We start from the raw sequence: 1,952 nt of genomic DNA, 5'->3' as shown, positions 1-1,952 counted from the left end.
GGCTTAAGGATCCCGCAGATCAACTGGAGTAGCGTGCTCTTGCCGGATCCATTGCGGCCGATGATGCCAACAGTCTCGCCTTTTTTGATCTCGAAAGAAACATCGCTCAATGCGGTGAATTCACGATGGAAGCGCATTCGCCCGAGCGTGAATGCCTGTTTGATCCGGTCGCCGGGGTGGCCGAAGATGCGGTAAGTCTTGGTCAGATTCCTGACGGAAATGGCGACGTCAGAGTGCATCGGCAAACTCCTCCCGGCTGTGCTGGAAGAAGGCATAACCGAGCACAGCCACCACCAGGCAGAAAACCAGGGCCAAGCCCCACGTGCCCCAATCAATTGCTTGTCCGGTGACGACGGCGCGAGAGGCCTCGATGACGATTCCCAGTGGGTTGTAGTGATAGGCCGGGCGTAGAACAGCCGGTACCGCGCTCATCGGATAAAACACGGGCGACAGAAACATCAGCATTTGCACAAACACCGGCAGGATCTGGGTCATGTCCTTGATGAACACGCCCCACGCCGCCACAAACCACGAGAGGCCCAAGGCTAGCAGGAGGACGGGAAGCAACAAAATCGGGAACAGCACAACCTGGCCGTGCAGGCCGCCTGCCCAAGCCAGGGCCGCCACCAGTATGAGAAAGTTGAACGCGCCATGGACCAAGGCGGCCCCTAAGGGAACCACGGGCAGGATATGCACGGGAAAGATAATCTTCTTCACAAAACTGGGATAACCGCGTACGGATGCCGGCGCGCGGGACACAGTCTCGGCAAAGACATTAAAAGTAATCAGGCCGCTGTAAAGCAGCAGCCAGAATGGCAGGCCGCTGTCCTGCTGGGGCCAGCGCGTCTGAAAGACCTGGCCGAAGATGAAGGCGAAAATCGCCAGCATCAGCAGCGGGCTGAGGAAAATCCACAACACGCCGAACATCGCGCCCCTGTAGCGCAGCAGCACGTCCCTCTTGATGAGCTGGCCGAGCAGGTAGCGGTGGCGCCAGATATCGGCAACGATCCGCACCGGGTTCACGACGACCGTGCTCATGACGGGAAAGCGGATGCGCATGTCCGCAGTGAAAGGCCGGCAGGGCCAGTGCCTGGTGGCGGGTGCTGAGGCAGAGTTTTCATTGTTTTTACTGGACGGTGGCTTAGAGGCGCCAGACCGCGAACCCCGCCGCATTGAGCCTGCCACCATCAAACCGCGCCTTGACATCGATAAAACATCCGCCATGTTTCAGCTTGTCGGCATAGGACGCGTGCGGTTTGGACAGAAATGGTTCGTGAGCCACCGCAACCACCACCGCGTCCGCTTGCGGCAATGAATCCCAGGCAATCAACTCGACGCCATACTCCAGCCGCGCCTCGGCCGCATCGGCGACCGGGTCATGCACGAACACCTCTACGCCGTAGGCGCGCAGTTCGGTGATCAGGTCCCATACCTTGGAATTGCGCAGGTCCGGCACGTCTTCCTTGAAGGTGATCCCCAGCACATTGACCTTGGCGCCTTTGATGTGCCTGTCCGCCTGGATCAGCTGCTTGACGGTCTGCTCCGCAATGAACTTGCCCATGTTGTCGTTGATGCGACGCCCCGCGAGGATCACTTCGGGGTGGTAGCCCAGCATCTCGGCTTTGTACGTCAGGTAGTAGGGGTCGACGCCGATGCAGTGCCCGCCGACCAGGCCTGGGCGGAAAGGCAGAAAGTTCCACTTTGTCCCTGCCGCTTCCAGCACCTCCAGCGTGTCCAGGCCCAGCATGTTGAAGATGACGGCGAGTTCGTTCATCAGGGCGATATTCAGATCCCGCTGCGTGTTCTCGATGACCTTTGCGGCCTCCGCCACCTTGAGTGACGAGACTTTATGCACGCCGGCGCTAACGACTTTTTCATACAGCGCCGCAACACGCTCCAGGGTAGCGGGGCCGTCTCCGGCCACCACCTTGACCGTGTTCGCGAGCGTGTGC

3 protein-coding genes are annotated in these 1,952 nt (G+C 59.7%); all 3 read right to left on the bottom strand.

Annotation, left to right across the window (positions count from 1 at the left end; translation table 11 throughout):
• Nucleotides 1-239, bottom strand: a 239-nt coding sequence (locus tag AC1D0P_RS25230) for an ATP-binding cassette domain-containing protein (protein WP_477679239.1), incomplete at its 3' end; no start/stop codon positions are given.
• Entirely contained in the window at nucleotides 229-1,038 is an 810-nt protein-coding gene (locus tag AC1D0P_RS25225; RefSeq protein ID WP_477679238.1) for an ABC transporter permease, read from the bottom strand. The genes AC1D0P_RS25230 and AC1D0P_RS25225, both read right to left, overlap by 11 nt.
• Nucleotides 1,039-1,141: 103 nt before the next feature.
• Nucleotides 1,142-1,952, bottom strand: an 811-nt coding sequence (locus AC1D0P_RS25220; protein ID WP_477679237.1) for a nucleotide sugar dehydrogenase, incomplete at its 5' end; no start/stop codon positions are given.

Source organism: Polaromonas sp. P1_G2, from assembly GCF_056405515.1.
This window is presented reverse-complemented; position numbering and strand designations above follow the sequence as displayed.